Annotated in this window: 12 protein-coding genes; all 12 read right to left on the bottom strand. The window is 68.6% G+C overall.

Translation table 11 applies throughout. The features are described from left to right. Nucleotides 1–35: 35 nt before the first annotated feature. Nucleotides 36–920 carry an alpha/beta hydrolase gene (locus tag DB354_RS08290; RefSeq protein ID WP_107834979.1) on the bottom strand — a complete coding sequence of 295 codons (885 nt, stop codon included), beginning with the start codon at nucleotides 918–920 and terminating at the stop codon, nucleotides 36–38. A 36-nt stretch (nucleotides 921–956) separates the two neighbouring features. Further along, complete coding sequence (locus tag DB354_RS08295; RefSeq protein WP_107834980.1) at nucleotides 957–2,234, bottom strand: MFS transporter; 1,278 nt, start codon at nucleotides 2,232–2,234, stop codon at nucleotides 957–959. A gap of 14 nt (nucleotides 2,235–2,248) precedes the next feature. After that, nucleotides 2,249–2,599, bottom strand: a complete 351-nt coding sequence (locus tag DB354_RS08300; protein WP_107834981.1) for a cupin domain-containing protein — start codon at nucleotides 2,597–2,599, stop codon at nucleotides 2,249–2,251. Nucleotides 2,600–2,610: 11 nt separating this feature from the next. Further along, complete coding sequence (locus DB354_RS08305) at nucleotides 2,611–4,803, bottom strand: heparinase II/III family protein (protein WP_107834982.1); 2,193 nt, start codon at nucleotides 4,801–4,803, stop codon at nucleotides 2,611–2,613. Next, nucleotides 4,803–5,558 carry an SDR family oxidoreductase gene (locus DB354_RS08310; protein ID WP_107834983.1) on the bottom strand — a complete coding sequence of 252 codons (756 nt, stop codon included), beginning with the start codon at nucleotides 5,556–5,558 and terminating at the stop codon, nucleotides 4,803–4,805. Before DB354_RS08310 ends, DB354_RS08305 begins: the two co-directional genes overlap by 1 nt. A gap of 33 nt (nucleotides 5,559–5,591) precedes the next feature. Then, a complete protein-coding gene (locus DB354_RS08315; protein ID WP_107834984.1) occupies nucleotides 5,592–7,949 on the bottom strand; it encodes a TonB-dependent receptor in 2,358 nt (785 codons plus the stop codon). Nucleotides 7,950–8,269: 320 nt separating this feature from the next. After that, nucleotides 8,270–9,316 (bottom strand): LacI family DNA-binding transcriptional regulator, encoded by a 1,047-nt coding sequence (locus DB354_RS08320; protein WP_107835031.1) that lies wholly within the window; start codon nucleotides 9,314–9,316, stop codon nucleotides 8,270–8,272. Nucleotides 9,317–9,583: 267 nt separating this feature from the next. Further along, entirely contained in the window at nucleotides 9,584–9,994 is a 411-nt protein-coding gene (locus DB354_RS08325; RefSeq protein WP_107834985.1) for a hypothetical protein, read from the bottom strand. 94 nt (nucleotides 9,995–10,088) lie between these two features. Then, nucleotides 10,089–12,890: an Hsp70 family protein gene (locus DB354_RS08330; protein WP_107834986.1), complete on the bottom strand. Its 2,802-nt coding sequence runs from the start codon at nucleotides 12,888–12,890 to the stop codon at nucleotides 10,089–10,091. 3 nt (nucleotides 12,891–12,893) lie between these two features. Continuing rightward, complete coding sequence (locus DB354_RS08335) at nucleotides 12,894–14,735, bottom strand: Hsp70 family protein (protein ID WP_107834987.1); 1,842 nt, start codon at nucleotides 14,733–14,735, stop codon at nucleotides 12,894–12,896. Nucleotides 14,736–14,836: 101 nt separating this feature from the next. After that, nucleotides 14,837–15,352, bottom strand: coding sequence for a DUF2760 domain-containing protein (locus DB354_RS08340; protein WP_107834988.1), 516 nt, complete (start codon nucleotides 15,350–15,352; stop codon nucleotides 14,837–14,839). 132 nt (nucleotides 15,353–15,484) lie between these two features. Next, nucleotides 15,485–16,342 (bottom strand): SCO family protein, encoded by an 858-nt coding sequence (locus tag DB354_RS08345; protein WP_107834989.1) that lies wholly within the window; start codon nucleotides 16,340–16,342, stop codon nucleotides 15,485–15,487. Nucleotides 16,343–16,413: the final 71 nt, after the last annotated feature.

Genomic DNA, 16,413 nt, shown 5'->3' on the forward strand with positions numbered 1-16,413 from the left:
GCGGCCGGGTGCGCGCGCCCGCCGCGTTCGTCGTCTCAGCGCGCCAACAACCCTTCCTCCCGCAGGAAGGACTCGATGCGCGCCCGGACCTTTTCCTTCCACTCGGGCAGATCGGTCGAAAAGTTGTGCGAGCCACCGGGAACGTTGACGAATTCGCACCGGTTGCCTCCCGCCTGCAGCTTGTCGCGTAGCGCGAGCGACTGGCGCTGCGGCACCGTCTTGTCCGCGTCACCGTGGAACACGAGAACCGGCGGCATCTTCGCATCGAGCCGGTGCACCGCGGAGAGCGCCGCCGCGTGCGGCCCGAAACGCTGCGGCGTGTAGCCGCCGATCTCGGCGGTGTCCGAGACCGGACTCGAGAGGACCAGCGCAACCGGCTTGAACTTCGGCGCCTCCGCCTCAGCCGAGCCTGGCGGCGTCGCCGTGATCGCCGTCCAAAGTGCCAGATGCCCGCCCGCCGAAGTCCCGCCGACCACGACGCGCTTCGGGTCGATCCCGAGCTCCGCCGCGTGGTCCTGCACCCAGCGCAGCGCGGCGCGCGCGTCCGCCACCGCTTCCAACGGGGCGGTGTCGAAACGCTCCTTGGTCCGGTAATCGGGCGCGATGCCCACGAGGCCGTGTTGCGCCGCCCAGCGCGCCCAGCCGGCCGAGCGCTCCGGCGTCCCGCGCGTCCAACCGCCCCCGAAGAAGAACATCAGGGCCGGCCGACGATCCTGCGCCTGCCAGCCCTCGGGTTTGAAGACGTGCAGCCGCAGCGGCTCCGGGGTGAGCTCGCGAAACACGTACGTCTGCGCCCCGGGAAAGCCGTGCGGCGTGGCTTCGACGGGCGTAGCGGCCTTGGCCGTCGCCGGCGCCGCCGCCACGGCCACCGTTGCCGACATCAAGCCGCAGGTCAGGGAGAGAACGAAGAAGGAGCGCATGGGCGAGGAAAGTATCCTGGGGTGGAAAAAACGCGGTCAGCGCACGTCGGCCGCCACGTCGACGCGCCGGATCTCGCCGCTGAAGAAGTACACGGAACCGATGGCGAGCGGCACGAGCGCCGCGCCCAACAGAAAGACGGGCACGTAGCTGATGCGCGTGAGCACCGGCACAAGCCAGGTGCTGAAAACAAGCACGCCCGCGACCGCGCTGAGGCCGCCGATGCCGGCCACCGTGCCGACGGACTTCCCGGCGAAGAAGTCGCTCGGGAGGGTCTGGATGTTGTTAATCATCACCTGGAATCCCGCGAGAACGAGAGCCATGGCAATGACGGCGGCCCAGGGAGAGCCGGCGATGGCGGCGAGTCCGAATCCCGGGATGGTCATCGCGCCCCCGATGAGGATGGCGCGCTTTCGCGCCCGGTCGACGCTCCAGCCTTGCTGGATCTTGTGCCCGGAATACCAGCCGCCACCCAGGCTGCCGGCCGCGGCCCCGAGGTACGGCACCCACGCGAACATGCCTATCTGCTTCACGTCGAAACCGAAGCGGTCCGCCAGGTAGATGGGCAGCCAGTTCACGAACAGCCACCAGATCGGATCGAGGAAGAAACGCGAAACTACGACCGCCCAGGTCTGGCGGAACGCGAGTGCTTCGCGCCAGCGCATCCCCGGCTGTCCCGCATTCGCCGCGGGCGCGGCGCCATCGAGAATATGCTCCCGCTCCCGGGCGGTGATCCACGGATGCTGCGCCGGCGTGGACCGCGCGATCCACAGCCAGGGAATCAGCCAGAGGAAGCCGAGCGCGGCGACGACGAGGAAGGTCGCCCGCCAGCCAAACCACAGGTACAGCGTCGCGATGATCGGGGCGGACACCACGGCGCCCACCGACGCGCCCGCGTTGAAGACGCCCTGCGCAAGCGCGCGTTCGTGGCGGGGAAACCATTCCGCCACCGCCTTGGTCGCACCGGGCCAGTTGCCCGCCTCACTGAAGCCGAGCAACCCGCGTACGAGCGAGAGACTCAGCACGCTGCGCGCCGCGGCATGCAGCCCGCACGCCGCCGACCACACCGTGATGGAGAGCACGAAGCCAATCCGTGTGCCGACGCGGTCGAACAGCCGGCCCGAGACCGCCTGGCCGAGCGCATAACACACCATGAAGACGGCGATGATCGACGCGTACGCGTCCTTCGACAGCCCGGTGTCCCGCGAGATCGCCGGCCACATCACCGCCAGTGAGGTGCGATCGATGTAGTTAACGATCGTCGCGAGACCGATCAGGCCGATGATGGCCCAGCGCAGGCGGTGTTGGAAAGGCATGGCGGCGTTCGGTGTTATCGTTGCGGGACGAAGTCCTCGCGCATCGGCGTGAAGAAATCGACCAGCACGGAGTCCTCCAGCGCTTCGACCCCGTGTTCGACGTCCGCCGGGATGTAGTAGAAATCGCCGCCCTTCAGCACGCGCGTCTGGTCCCCGATGTGGGTGCGGAACGAGCCGGATTGGATGTACGTGATCTGCAGGTGCGGATGGTGGTGCTTGGCGCCGATCGCGCCACGCTGGAACTCGACGTACACGGCCATGAGCTGGTCGCCATAGGCCATGACCTTGCGGCGCACTCCGCCGCCCCGGTCCTCCCAGGCGACCTGGGCGAATTCGATGAAAAGCTGCTCCTTGGATACGAACATAGCTGGATGAGTTAGCGTTTGCGGAGGGCGACGGCGCCCTCCCACGAGAAGGTTTCCCCGCCCACGGTGAGGCGGTGCGCCCCCGCGACCGTCTCCGCCGCTGCGATCAGCAGCGTCCACTCGAGCCCGCCGGGTCCGGTGATCCGCACGGCGGTGCCCTCGGCGGACGCCGCCAGTACCCGGACTTCCTGGATCGTGGGCCGGCCGCCGTAGGTGCGCTCGCGCACGCCGTCCCAGTGGCCGTGCGGCTCGAGGACGGCGGCGAACACATGGTCGCCACGACCGTCCTGCCGGAGCAGCACGGCGTTCTCATTGCGGAGGTTGAAGGAAGGATCGTTCGCGCCGACCTGGACCAGCGCCACGCGGGCCGTGGCGTCGGCCGCCATCGTCAGCGTGTAGTACCGCTGCTGATTCATCCACGTGAAGCGCACCGGCCCGGTCGCCTGGCCCTCGGCCGCGACCCAGAGGTGCTGGTAGCCGTGCTTGGCGCCGAGGACAGGTCGGCTCGTCACGTGTGGCGTGAGGGCGACGTTCGTCTCGAGGAACTGTCCCGCGTAGTAGTATGGCAGGTCATAGCGGTGCGCGGCGGAGGCACGGAGACGAAAGACGTCCACCACCACGGGCTGCGGCAGCTTCGCATCGCGGACGAGCGCGACCGTGCGGTGCATCAGCACGCCGGGATACGCGGTGCGATCGAGCGCGCTCATCACCTGAAACGCCGGATCCTGCGCCGAGAAGAAGACTCGTTCCGCATGCGCTTCCTCCGCCGTTTTGAACGAGCCGCCGTAGTTGGAGCGCTCGTCGACGGTGACGGTGTTGTGCGCGATCGTCTGCTTCGCGAAGGAATTGTTCTCCGGCAGGTAACGGCCGCCGAACTTCTGGTCGACGTTGAGAAAGCGTGCTGCGCCGTAGTCGGGAATGATCTCGCGCCCCTGGTCGTAGTACATGACCGCGAGCTTGTCGTAGTGCCCGTGCTCCATGCCGAAGGCAGAGTACTTCATCAGCACGAGCGCGGCGTCCGCCGCGGGCGTGGCGCGCAACAGCCCCACCCCACCCGCGCGACCGTCCGGGCCGTCCTTGAACTCGACGCTGGCGAACGGAAATGCCGGCGGCGTCGGATTGGCGGCGAGCGCCTGCGCAACCTCGAGCCCAGGCCCGCCGAGGAAGACACTGCCCTGCCGCTGCGCGATGGAGAGCAGGCGCGGGTCGCGGCCGTAGCGCGAATAGACCACGTCGACCGCCAGCACGACCTCGTCGGACCGGATGTCCTTGTCCTTGAGCGAATCGTTGAAGGGCAGGAACGCGCCTTGCGGGCTGGTCTGCTGCAGTGTGGCGTACACCGCCTGCCGGAGGATCTGCTGGCGGCGGGCGAACACTTGCTGGCCGGGATCGTTGTTCTCTATGACCTGGGCAAACAGGATGAAGGGCATCAGCGCGTAGCGCGCGTAGTACGGGCCCTCGCAGTAGTAGCCGTCGGGCGAGAAAAGCTCGTCCATCTGCCGGAAATACCCGGCCTGCCCGTCGCGCTTCGAACCGAGCAACGCCTTTTGCACCAGCTCTTCGTCACCGAGCGCGTAGCCGATCATGCCGACCGCCGTCGCCGCCCACGTGCCGTGGTTGTGGATCCGGTCAAACTCCTGCATGCGCTCCTCGCTCAGGAATCGCGCCATCGGCCGCAGCAGGGCGGTCTCATAGCGGGCCCGCTCGTCCGGCGACAGCGTGTCGTAGATGCAGTCGTAGGCCTGGCTCACGTGGACCAGCCACACCGCCTCGTTCAGCGTCTGCCAGAAAAGCCGGCCCGGCGCCTGTCCGCGCCCCGCCGGATGCGCGCCGAGCGTGGGATAGAGTTGCGCGTAGCGCTCGAGCAGGTCCCGGACGAAGCGCGCGTACTTGGCGTCACGCGTCACCTGATACAGCAGGCCTGCAAGCTGCATCTCGGTGTAGTTCTGCTTGTGCCGCTCATGCGTGTAGCCGGCAGCGTCGCGCGGCACCGGCACCTCGAGCGGCGCGGCGAGCGCGCGGTCAACCTGCGCCTTGGCCTCGGCAAGCGCGGCATCGAACAGCGGCGCGCGGCCGAGGTTCTGGCGCAGCGCCGTCACGCCGTCGGGCGTCAAGAGCAGGCGCGGATGGGTCGGCGCGATCGCGGCCGAGGCCCACGCGGCCGGGAGGAAAAGGAGCAGCAGGGCGAGCAGGCGCGGGTTCATCAGGCAAAGAAGATGCCGCCGTTGATCTCGATCGCCTCGCCGTTGATGAACGAGGCGCGGGAGGACGCCAGGAACGCTGTCAGGTCGGCCACCTCCGCGGCGGTGCCCTCGCGGCCGAGCGGCGTCATGGCCGCCACGCGCTGCCGCACCTCGGGCTTGGTGAAGGTGTCGTGGAATTTCGTCGCGATCATCCCGGGCGAAACGGTGTTCACCCGGATGCGCCGCGGCGCGAGTTCCTTGGCGAGCGCGCGGCTGTAGTTGAGCACCCCGGCTTTGGCCGCGGCGTACGCGCTGGCGCCGGGCCCGCCGCCGTCGCGGCCCGCCTGCGAGGAGAAGTTCACGATCGCACCCCCGTCGGGCATGTGCGGCAGCACCGCCTTCGTGACCAGGAACACGCTCTTGAGATTCAGCGCGAGCACGTGGTCCCAGAAGGCTTCGTCCATCTCGCCGATGGCCTTCCGGCCGACGAGCCCGCCGGCGATGTTGACCAGGATGTCGATCGAGCCGCCGAGCTGCGCGCGGGTGGCGGCCACCAGGCGGCCCACGTCGGCGGCGACGGTGACGTCGCCCGGCACGGCGATCGCGCGACCGCCCGCCTGCGTGATGGTGCGCACCACCTCCTCGGCGGCGGCCGCGTCGGACCGGTAATTTACGGCCACGGCGGCGCCGAGTTCGGCGAGGCGGAGCGAGACGGCGCGACCGATGTCACGCGCGCCTCCGGTGACGAGGGCAACCTTTTGGGCGAGTTCGAGCATGGCGTTGGAGAAGAGTCGGCGGGATGAACCGCGTCAGAACGTGAGGTCGTAGGTGACGGCGACGCTGAGGCGCTCGCCCTGGCCGGTGGAGCCGTAGGTGTAGCGCTTGTCGAAGACGTTGCCGACGTTGAGCTGGGCGCGGTGGGCGTGTTTGCGGGCGTCCTTCCACTTGTAGCCGATGCCGGCGTCGACGACCTCGTAGGCGTTGTTGAAGACCGTCTCGCGCCCGTCGTCCACGCGGACGCTGCCGCTGGTGATGGTGGCCCCGACGGGCTTGTCGGCGAAAGGCAGGCGTCCGTTGGGCATCGGGTTGTTGATGATCGGATTCGAGGCGGAGGCGGTGATGGACCGGCCGCTCGAGGGGTTGGCCATCGACTGGTCGTTGTACTTGAAGCTCGCCGTGAGGAACACGCCCTTGAGCGCGCCCTTCTTGAACTCGTACTTGGAGCCAATGCCGAGCGTGTTCTCGGGGGCGCGGCGGAGGGAGAGTCCCTCGAGGTGGGGCGAGTTCACATTGCTGACCGTCTCCGCCTTGGTGTGCCCGTAGCCGCCGAAGAACTGGAGCGAGGGCGTGACGACGGCGTTGAAGTCGAACTCGAGGCCGCGCGACTGCTGTTTGCCCGAGAGGACGGTGATGGGCCGGCCGGTGACGGAGTCAGTCGTGGCGGTCGCGACGTTGTCTCGGGTGATGTCGAACCAGCCGAGGGTGAAGGTGAGTTTCTCGCCGAAGAGCCCGGCCTTGAGGCCGCCCTCGATTCCCTTGCCGCGCTCGTTGGGCAGGTCGTAGGTGGAGCCGTCCGCGTTCTGGCCGAGACCGAATTGCGGGACAAAGGACGTGCTCTGATTGGCGTAGAGACTGAGCCCGGAGACGACGCGGACATTGAGGCCGATCTGGTGGGTGATCTCGCTGCTCTTCTGATCGGTGACGTTACCGCCGAGGAGGTCGCGGGAAATATTGTGCGACCAATCGTAGCGGCCGCCGAGGAGCAGGTTGGCGCGGCCATTCCAGAACGTGGCGCGTTCGCTGATGAACAGGCCGTAGATGTCGATCTCGTCGTCCTCCTTCTGGCCCGGCGTGTACAGCTCGGGAGCGTCAAGGTAGCCGGTGAAGTCGTAATTGGGTGCATCGACGCTCATGCCGGAGAGCACACCCGCGGGCATGCCGGCGGCGAAGTTGGAGAGATCGTAACGCTCGGGCTGCTGCGTCTGGCGCTGGTAGTCGACGGTGACGAGAAGCTTGTGGCTGACGCTGCCGGTGGAGAACGCGGCGAGGAGGTCGTTCTGGAGGCTGGCGCCGCCTTCGGGGAAGGGCCGATAGCGCGGCGTGCCGCGCGGAACGGTGCGGGTGACCGGGTTGAATTGGTCGCGCCCGCCGACCTCCTGACGGGTGAGCCCGCGGTCAAACCAGTTGGCGCTGGAGCGGAGGGAGAAGACCTCGCTGAACCGGTGCTCGAAGGTGGCGGTGAGGTTCTTGACGTAGCGGTTGGAGTAGTTGTGCGGCCCCTGGGTGTTGAAATCGATGATCTCGTAGGCGACGCCGACGTACCGGTTGTACGTGCGCTTCTGCGCGGGCAGCCGGTACGGGTCGGGCGTGCCCGTCTGGATGCGGAACGGGACGCCGGCGCTGGACGTGCCGCGTTCGCGCCGTTCGAGCCACTCCGCCTCCATGAGCAGGCTGGTGTCGCGGCTGGGCCGCCATTGCACCTGCGCGGCGACGGTCGCCTGGTTCATTTCCTTGTACTGCTGGTCGTACCGGCGCTGAAGCGCGGCGGTATCGAGCCGGTAGAACCACGTCTTCGAGGTGCCGAGGGGGCCGGTGCTGGAGAACTGGCCCCGCAGGAGATCGTGATCGCCGGCGGTGACCGTGAGGCGTTGCTCGGCCTTGGTCTTCGGCTTCTTGGTGACGTAGTTGATCGTGCCGCCGGGGAGAACGCTGCCGTAGATGGAGGCGGCGGGCCCCTTGATGACCTCGGCGCGCTCGATGTTCACCTTGTCGATGAGACCGATGCGGCGAAAGCCGTTGCGCAGCTGCACGTCGGCGTCGAAGCCACGCACGCTGTAGCCGGTGGAGAGCGTTTCCCACCCGACCACGTTGCTCGTGAAGGCGAACTGATCACGGAATTCGAGGGTGTTGAAGTCGTCCATGAAGTCCGCGGTGACGCTCTGCACCGAGAACGGCAGATCGAGGATCTTGCTGGCGACGCGGGTGCCGGTGGTGGATTCGGCGGCCGCGTATTCAGAGGCGGCCTTGGCGGAAACCGTGAACTCCTTGAGGGTGACGATCTCGTCGTCAGCGGCGCCGCCGTTGGTGGGCGGATTGGACGCCTGCGCGAAGGCGGCGAACGGGGCAAAAGACAGCAAAGCCAAGGCGGCGAGCTTCGGGGTGTTCATAGGGGTGGCGAACTTGGTGCATCGATTTACTATATCGATGCACTCACGCAATGAAAAACACTACGCAAAATCCTAATTTCCTGTCCATTTGTTTCTTACATCAACATGAGCGGCCACATTGACGTAGATGCAAATCCCCATCTTCGCGATATCGCTTCTGAGTACCGATGTGACGCCGTGACCGTTGCTGACCCCGTCGCGCATAGGATCCCAGAATGTGAAACGGTGACGGCCTGACCCCGTTTCCCCTGACGATGGGGTCAGGCCGTCACCGCGTCACATTTTGACCCGGGCGCCGGCGCGTCGCACCGATGGCGGCGTTAACGCGCCGGCTGCGTGGATCCGCGTGGCACCAGCATCGCCGGCAGCGTCACGTGCGTCGCCGGTCCCGTCTGCTTTCCTTCCAGGCGCGCGAGCAACAGCTCGACGGCCGAACGCATCAGATCCTCCAAAGGCTGGCGCACCGTCGTCAGCGGCGGCGTCACGACCTCACACAGCCGCAAATCGTCGAAGCCCACCACCGACACGTCGCGCGGGATCTCACGTCCCGCTTCCCTCACGCCCGCATAGACGCCGAACGCGGTCATGTCATTGATCGCAAAAAACGCGGTCGGCGGGTTCGGCTGCTGCAGGAGCGTCCGAGCCGCTGACTTCCCCGTCTCGGTGCCCTCCTCATCCCCCGCGGCCACCGCCTCGGTCCACACAAGTTGATCGTCGACCGCCACGCCCTGCGCCGCCAGGGCCGCGCGATACGCCTCGAAACGGTCGCGCCGATTCGAGGAACGGATCGGGCCGGAAACGAAGGCGATCCGCCGATGGCCGAGCGCGAGCAGGTGCTCGATCGCGAGCCGCGTGCCGCCAGCGTTGTCCACGCGCACGCTGTCGAACTCCACCCCGTCGGCCCCCACCGGCTCGCGGTCGAAGGTCACCACGTGCAGCCCCCGCTTCACGAGACCCACCATGTGATTCAACGAGAGCGGGGCCGATCCCAGGATCAGTCCGCGAATGCCGCGCGCGAGAAGCGACTCCGCGTACTGCTGTTCCCGCGCGGGATCGCGTTCGCCATTGCACAGCAGCACCTGGCAGTTCCGCGCGAGCGCCGCGTGCTCCACGTACCGCGCGAACGCGCCCCAGAAGGGATTCGCCACCGACGGCACGATCAACCCAATCGTGGGGATGAAACCGGTCTTCAGCCCGCGGGCCACCTGGTTGGGCGCGTAGCCGAGGTCCGCCATCGCCTGCATCACGCGCTCCAGCGTCTCCGCGCGCATCCGGTCGCGCCGCCCGTTCAGGACATTCGAGACCGTGCTTGGCGACACGTTCGCCAGGCGGGCAACGTCGTGGATGGTCTGGCCTCCGGATGACATGGGACGCGCCTTCATTGCCGGATCGACCGCGCCGCGCAATTCCGAACCTCGGCGCGATCCGCAACTCCACCGCGCCCCCACCTGCTTTTCCGTCCTGCTGCGCCCTCCCCCACTCCACCGCGCGTACTGAGGAGCAGGAGGCAACGAGGGCTGCAATTATATCTCCCCCGTGACGGGGTACTTCCGGGATAATGTCCAGATACTCGCCGAATAATGTCCAGATACCGGACGCCCGCCGTCGCAGCGGCGCGCCGTCCCGAGGCGCCGTTACTTTCCGCTCCGACGCTTCGCGCTGAACGTGCCTTCGCCTTCGGCGCCCATCTTCGCCTTGCCCGACATCGCGTCGCCATCCACCACGCCGGTGTACTCAACCGGCACGCCTTCGCCGGCGCCGGTCTTGAACGTAAGTCGGATATTCTTCCCCTGCACCGTGCCGCTGATCGGCGCGTCGCCGAGCTGCCCCTGATATTTGCCGGTCACCTTCGCCCCGTCCTGCTGCAGCACGAGCACCGGAGTGCCGGAGCCTTCGCTGGTCTCCACCACCACGTCCCAGGTGCCCGACACGTCGACGGCCGTCATCGCTGCCTTCTCCGAGGGCGTCGCCGCCGTCGCAACCCCGCCTGGAACAGCGAGGAAAAACAACGCGAGGACCGGGCAGAGGCGAAGGAGCGTCTTCATGGTGCAAGGAGTGCTTGGGACGGACGAAGTCGCGGCTGGGATACCCGACCGGCCGCCGCGCGACAAGTGCCTTTCGTGCCGGCCGTCCGCCACGCTACAGCTTCAGCCCAAGCGGCAACGTGTCGCCGAGAGCGCGCGCCTCGTCTTCCGACTCGAGCGCCACGACCTCCGCCACGAGTTGCAGCCAACGTTCCGGCGCTTTCGCCGCCCGCAGTCCCTCGAGCGTGCGTTCCCGCAACGTGTCGTCCAGGTCGCGCGTCCGGTCGCCCGTCCGCCGCGCCAGTTGCACCGCCGCGAACGCCGCGCCGTCGATTTCGCGCAGCCCGCGCTCGAGCAGGAGCTCCAGCCACGCCGCGGCGGCCTCCGGCGCAATCGTCTGGTGGCTGCTGCCGAACAACGGCACGCGCGCGCCCACCCGACCGAGCGCCCACGCCCAAGGGCCCGCCGCCGATTGTCCCGGCGTGCGCAGGCGCGCGACGATCCAGTTGCCAAACACCACCTTCTGGGCGGGCTCAAGCCGTTCCAGCGCCGCGGCGGTCCGCACCATCTCGTCCAGCCCCTCCGGCTGGATGCCCTTCACCCGGCCGGCGTTCTTCGTCGCATTCGGCGGAATACGCCGCGCGAGGTGCGGCTCCAGCACGCGCCAGATGGCCTGGTGCTGCTCCGCTGTAAGGCCGCCGGCGATACGGCGCCACATCACCCAGAACTCATTCCACACCGAGACCTCCGCGTGGAAATTCACGTTCTCCGTCAGCAGCGCAAAGGTCTGCTCGCAACGCCAGTCGTCGAGCGGATACCCGAAGCCGGGGCGCAGCCCGTAGCCGACGAACCGGTAAAACAGACGCTCGTGCACCGCGGACCGCCGGCGGCGTTTCGCTCCGGCGAATAGCGTGCTCCACAGTTCCCGCAGCAGCGGCGCGCTCCACGCCTCACGCGGCCCCAGCGCCGCCTCGAGGGTCTCGGCAAACCGTTTTACCTCCCGCGGCTCGACCACGCGCGGCGCCGGCCCGAACACGCGCTCCACGAGTTCGCGCACCTGGCCGAAACTCTCCGGCATCGACTCGGTCACGGTTGCCCCGCCGCGGCTCGCCGCCCCGCGCAGGTCAAACTCGAGGCGCCAGCGTTCGTCGGCGGCGTTCGACACGCACCACAGCTCCAGCGTGCCAAGCTCCGTCAGCGCCGAGCGCAGGTGCACCGGCACCGCGCCGCGTTTCGCCGCGGTCGCCTGTAGCAACGTGTGCAGCGGCGGCAGCGGCTTGAAGTCATCGCCCAGCGCCACCACGTCGCCCGGTTTGTCCACGCGGTCGGCCGTGGTCGCAAAGAGTGGAAACTGCACCGGCCGCCCCACCGTGAGCTGGAAGGCGCGCTCCGCCATGTCGACCGTCTGCCCTTCCTCATGCCCGCGCGGGATCACGCACACCGCCTGCGCATCGCCCCCCGCGTCCTCCGGCGTCAGCCCAATGTACAACGCCTGCGCCGCGCCGCCGCCGATCTTTCGTCCCAGCCCGCGGCGCGCGAGTCCGTAGGCCGCCGCGCCGCGCGCCACCGCGAGATCGAGCGAGTCGTGCTCGAGCAGCGGGATGCGGGGCTGGTTGGGCCACCAGGCCGAGACCATGTCCACCAGACGATTCGCCAGTCGGGGCGCGTTGAACACACCGCCGTTGAGCAAAATCGCGTCGGGCCGGGGCAACTCCGCCTCGGCCGCCGTCTCACCCGTCGCCACCGGCCGGCCCAAAGCCGCATGACCCGCCGCCGCATGCCGCCGCAAAAACGCCGCGAGGTGCCGCGTGATCGCGGCGTCCTGCGCATACGGCAAACCGAGTTCCTGCAAGGCCACCCGCGCCGCCCGCCGCGGCGGCTCGTCCGGCGTGCACGCGGGAAAAAAGCCTTCCACGATCAACTGCTCCGCCTCGGCACGCGTGACCTCCGTCGAAAGCGTGCCGCCGATCAGTCGGCTCCCGCTGCCCGCCAGCGCCAGCGGCTGCCGCTCCGGCGCCGTGACCGCCAGCAGCGCTTCCTTCGCCACCCGCGACGCCTGCACCAGCTGCGTCCACTGCGTCGCATTGAGCTTCCGACCCGTCTCCGCCAGCCGCTCCTCCGCGCGCCGCGCCAGCGCGGCGTCCATGTTGTCGCCCCCCAGGATGAGATGCTCGCCCACGGCGATGCGCTTCAAAACCGGTCCGTCGTCCCCCACTCCGACCGCGATCAGCGTGAAGTCCGTCGTACCCCCGCCGACGTCCACCACCAGCACGAGCCGCACGCCCGCCAGCGCGTCAGCCAGGTCATGGCGGTGTCGCGACGTGAAATCGTAAAACGCCGCCTGCGGCTCCTCGACCAGCGTGAACTGCTCCAGTCCCGCCTCCCGCGCCGCGGTGACCGTCAATGCCCGCGCCACTTCGTCAAAGGACGCCGGCACCGTGATCACGACCTCCTGCGCCGCGAGCCGCGCCGTCGGATGCGCCGCATCCCAAGCCGCCGCCAGGTGCGCCAGCAGCCGGGCCGAGGCCTGCATCGGCGAGATCTTCTCCACGTCGGCCGGCGCGCCCCACGGCAGGATCGGCGCCGTGCGATCGACGCCGGCGTGGCACAGCCAGCTCTTCGCGGAGTTCACGAACCGCCCCGGCACCCGTGCCCCCTGCCAGCGCGCAAACTCGCCGACGATCCAATCCGTCGCTTCGCCCCACGGCAGCCGCGCCGTCCCGGGCGCGATCTCCCCGGCGCCCGGCCGATAGAGGCACGATGGCAGCAACGGCCGCGCCTCCGCCTGACCCGGCCGCTGCAGCTGCGTGATCGCGAAGTCCGTCACCGTCGCCCCGGCGCCGGACGCGAGCGCCGCGGCGGCCATGGCGCAGTTGCTGGTGCCAAGATCGATGCCAACGACGAAGTCAGCCGCCATGCCTTACTCCTTCATGCGGACGTTGAGCTCGAGCTTCCACCGCCCGGCGCCGCCCTTCTCGAGGCAGCGCAGCTCCAGCGTGCCGATCTCGGTGACGACCGCCTGCAGGTTCACGGGGACCACGCGGCCGGCAGCATCGGCGCCGGCGGCGGGCAACGTGGACTCGATCGGCGCGAGCTCCTCGAACTCATCGTTGCCCACCGGATCGTCGAGCATGACGCCGACGGCGTCGTCGCGGCGAACCGAGCTCGAGAAGAACCGGAAGCGCGTGGGTTCGCCAATCACCAGGCCGAACTCCTGCGGCGGAATGTCCGCCTGCGTACCCTCCTCCATGCCGAACGGCGCCACGCACAACGCGCGCACCGGCGGTTCGATCCCGGGCACAGCCGGCATCGCCGCCTCGACGCCCACGTAGTACGCGCGCGCCGTGCCACCGCGGATCCGCAGGCCGTGACCGTGCCGCGCCCAGCCGTAGTAGGCCGCGCCGCGCGCCACCGCGAGGTCGAGCTCCGCGCCTTCAAGATCCTTGAGGGCCGCGCCGCCATCGGCCGCCAGCCAGCCATTGAGAACCTCGAGCACGCGCTGCTTGAGCACGCCGGCCTTGAAAACACCGCCGTTGAAGAGCACGGCCGTCGGATGCACGAACGTGCGCCCCGCGACCTTGACCGGCGCGTCGGGCGTAGCGGCGAGCGCCCGCGCCTGCCGCGTGAGGAAAGCTGCGAGGTGCCGCGTGACCGCCGCGTCCTGCGCATAGGGCAACGCCATCTGCGTAAGGCCGGTGCTGCGGGCGGTTTTCGGCAGGTCCGTCACCGCGACTTGCGGGAAGAAGCCGTCGGTCAGCACCCGCGTCAGCTCCTCCCGCGTCAATTCGGTGCGAATCGTGCCCCCGATCAGCGAGGAGCCGCGGCCGGGCACCGCCACCGGCACCCGCTCGATGGCGGGATCGGCGAACAGTGTTTCCTTCGCCTGCCGGCACGCGAACGTGAGCGCGCTGAACTGCCACGCGTCGAGTTTCTTGCCGCCGGCCGCCAGCCGCTGGTTCACGGCGTACGCGAGCGCGAGATCCATGTTGTCGCCGCCGAGCAGGATGTGATCGCCCACGGCGACGCGCGTGAGTTCGACCTCGCCGTTGCGATCCGTGACGGCGATCAGCGAGAAGTCGCTCGTCCCGCCACCGACGTCCACGACGAGAATCACGTCACCGGGCTGCACGTGCTTGCGGAAGGTTTCACCCTTTTGCTCGGTCCACGCGTAGAAGGCCGCCTGCGGTTCCTCGAGGAGCGTGACACTCGTGAGCCCGGCCTGCTGCGCCGCCGCCAGCGTCAGATCCCGCGCCGCGGCATCGAACGACGCCGGCACCGTGAGCACGACCTCCTGCTGGGCGAGCGGCGCGTCGGCATACTGCTGATCCCACGCGGCGCGCAGGTGGGCAAGGTAGCGGCGTGACGCCTCCACCGGTGACACGCGCGCGACATCCGCTGGCGCCTGCCACGGCAGGACGGCGCCCTGGCGGTCCACGCCGGCATGCGAAAGCCAGCTCTTCGCGGAAGACACGAGGCGCGCCGGCACCTTTGCGCCGTGCGCCCGGGCAAACTCGCCCACCACACCGGTTGCGGGCGCGGCGTCCCAGGGCAGGCCGAGCGCGCCCGCGGGAAACTCCTGCGCGGCCGGAAGGTAGAGGAACGACGGCAGCAGCGGCCGGGTTTCGACCGTCCCGAGTGCCGTCACCTGCGGGATGGCCAGGGTGGCCTGGTCCCGACCCCGCGCCGCGGGCCGGGCCAGTTCAAAGTAGGACACGGCCGAGTTGGTGGTGCCAAGGTCGATGCCGACAGAGAAGCGGGACATGGGAAAAGGAGAGAGAGTACGGACGGGTTGAGCGAAGATGCGATTCCGACGCCGACCGCGACACGGCGGGCGTGGGCCGAAGAGGCCGACCGGCGTGGCGACTAGAGTTCAACCTCCGCGGGCGCGATGACGCGGGGATCGAGCGCTGGCGAGACGGCTGGCAGCCGCACCGCCGTCGCAACCCAACCATGGTGCTTGAGCGTGCCGCGATAGGGCGGCTGGCCGGCGACATTGCCCGTCAGCCGGATCCGCTCCGCATTGAACCCGGCCGGGATGGTCACAGCGTCGCCCTCGGCCTGGCCCATGACCGGCTCCAGATCGAGGTACTGTTTGACGACCTTGCGGCAGCCGGCGTGGACGACGCGGGCGGCCCCGCCGATCTCCGCGTCGGAAAACGAGCCGACATCCTCCTCGAGGAAGTCGACCAGCCGCCCCTCGCGCTGCAGCAACGCCAGGAGCGAAAGACCGGAGGCGTGCACGTTTTCCGGGACCTCGGGACGGACTTCGACGGGAGCATCGAGCGCGGTGATCTTCGCCGCGAGAGTGGCGTCCCCGAGCACGCGGAACGCGAGGCCGAGTCGTGCAAAGAAGGATGGTTTGGACGCTTGGGTTGCCATAGAAGCCGACAAGCGGAGCAACGATCCCGGGCCAATTCAAGGCAGCAGCGCACCGAAACTGCCGTCGGGGAAACGCAGTCGTCCGCCGCCGAGTCTTCCACCGCAGCTAAGGCAGCCGGGCTGCCGGGGCGCCTATTGCCGGAGCCGCGCCAGAACCTCGTCGACCTTCCATCCGTTTCCACGCCACAACTCGACGATCCGACCGTCGGCGTCGACCAGCGCCGTGCACAAGGTGTGATCGAGCGTCACGCCGTTCTTCTCGCGGTACACGGAGAACGCCCTCACCAGCCGGCCCACCTCCTCGTCCGTGCCGGTGGCAAAGCGCCACACCTCGAACCGCGCGCCAAAAGCGGTGCCATACGTCTTCAGCACGGCGGGACGATCGAAGGCAGGATCAAGGGAGATGCTCAGGAGGCGCACGCGGCCCCCAAGCTTGGGATCGCCCACGATGGCACGCTGCAACTCGGCGAACCGGTTTGTCATGAGTGGGCAATACTCCGGCACCGGGCAGCGCGTGAAAATGAACGTAAGCACCGTCAGTCCACCGCCCAGATCGGCCCGGGTGAGCGGGCGGCCCTCCTGATCCAGAAGCGAGAAGTCCGGCATCACGTCGCCGACCTTGAGCCGAGGAATGGCGGCCGTCGCGCGAGGCGGAGTTGGTCCCGCACTCTGCTCCCCGCCCGCGCCCGCCCGGGCCAGAACCTTGAATGCCTCGGCCCGCGACCGCTCCTCGTCGACGCGCAAAACGAATCGCACGCGATCGCCGGCCTTGAGTTGCGCGGCTTCGGCCCGCGCCGCCTCCGCCACGGTGAACCGCATCGTCATCGCCGCCATGAACCCGGGAATTTCCTCATGCGCGATCACGAGTCTTTCCCCATGCAGCGGCTCGCGGACCACACCGATCACCGTGAACACGCGCTCGGCCCCGCGCAGCGGCGCCACCAACAACATCGCTGCCGCGATCAACATCATGAGGTTACGTCGTTTCATCACGTCAAAGGTACTCGGTTTCGCCCGCGGCGCCTTGACGCGTCTCAACGCCTCGGCGAGGTGCGAAAACG

The sequence above is a fragment of the Opitutus sp. ER46 genome (genome assembly GCF_003054705.1).
Lineage (GTDB): Bacteria > Verrucomicrobiota > Verrucomicrobiia > Opitutales > Opitutaceae > ER46.